The organism is Kitasatospora putterlickiae (assembly GCF_039527695.1).
GTDB classification, from domain to species: Bacteria; Actinomycetota; Actinomycetes; order Streptomycetales; family Streptomycetaceae; genus Kitasatospora; species Kitasatospora putterlickiae.
On sequence record NZ_BAAAKJ010000087.1, the window covers coordinates 28,492 to 29,498 of the forward strand.

General features: G+C 73.7%; 1 protein-coding gene. It reads left to right on the forward strand.

The window, feature by feature from the left end; all coding sequences use genetic code 11:
* Nucleotides 1-218: 218 nt before the first annotated feature.
* Nucleotides 219-665, forward strand: a complete 447-nt coding sequence (locus tag ABD308_RS09760) for a hypothetical protein (protein WP_344330930.1) — start codon at nucleotides 219-221, stop codon at nucleotides 663-665.
* The last annotated feature ends 342 nt before the right edge of the window (nucleotides 666-1,007 follow it).

The window sequence follows — 1,007 nt, forward strand, 5'->3', positions numbered from 1 at the left end:
CCGCGCACCAGGAGATTGCGTCAGGCCGGGGCTGCGCCGCATCAGTCATTTGACTGCGGATCGCCAAGGCTCCGGCCGCCGGCGCGGCGGGCCGGGAAACAGACCAGAAACATGGGATGTCGCCGTGCCGGCCGGGACCGACAGGATTCGGTCCATGGCGTCGGCCGCCGAGAGGGGGCCGGGCGCCGATTCCGTTCTCCCGAAGGAGTGTTCCGCCCATGAGTCTTCGCCGATCGCTCGCCGCGGCGGCCACCGCGGCCGTGCTGGCCCCGCTGCTGGCCCTGGCCGCCGGAACCGCCCACGCGGCGCAGGGGCCCGCCACCGATCCCGGGCCGGTGAACGTCGCGCAGGCGCCCGCTCCCGGTTTCACGACCCTGCCGTCGAACCCCTCGATGCTGCAGCTCTCGCGGCAGCAGCAGTGCATGGCCTCGTACAACGTCAACTACTGGGTCGGCGGCATGCCGTTCGCCCTCACCCAGCTGAAGCTCTGCCTCAGCGCGCCGGCCACGCTCGCGAGCGGTGCGCAGATCTTCTTCCCCGGTGACGTGTACTACCTCCCGCTCGGTTCGAACCACGTCCCGGTCGAGCCGCTCCCCGACCCGGGCGAGCCCGTGCTCCAGCCGACCGGCCCCGTTCTCGTCCCGGCCGTGCCCTCCCTTCCCTGACCCGGCGCCCGGTCCGCCGGGCGCGCGGCAGGATCGCGCGCTCCCGCCCAGCCGTCCCGTCCGGGCAGAAACTCGGCCCGGACGGACACAAACGTCCCCCTGCCCGGGCGATCTGTCGACGCGTCAGGCAGGATGCGGGCTCGTACCAGAATTGGTACAGACCACATGGGCGTCGCTGTGGTAGACCTCAACTCCGCGTCCCGGGCGCGCCCCTGGCGTGCGCGCCCGACCCGGTGCGGAGGGCGGCGAGGGGAGCGGTGGATGGCACTGGCGGGAGCGGGACGGCGGTTCGCGCGGCGCGGGCCGGTGCTGGCGGCCGTGGCCGTGAGCGTGCTGGTGGCC

Coding starts and splice junctions, on each gene's coding strand:
- ABD308_RS09760 (WP_344330930.1), top strand. CDS start 219: ATGAGTCTTCGCCGATCGCTCGCCGCGGCGGCCACCGCGGCCGTGCTG.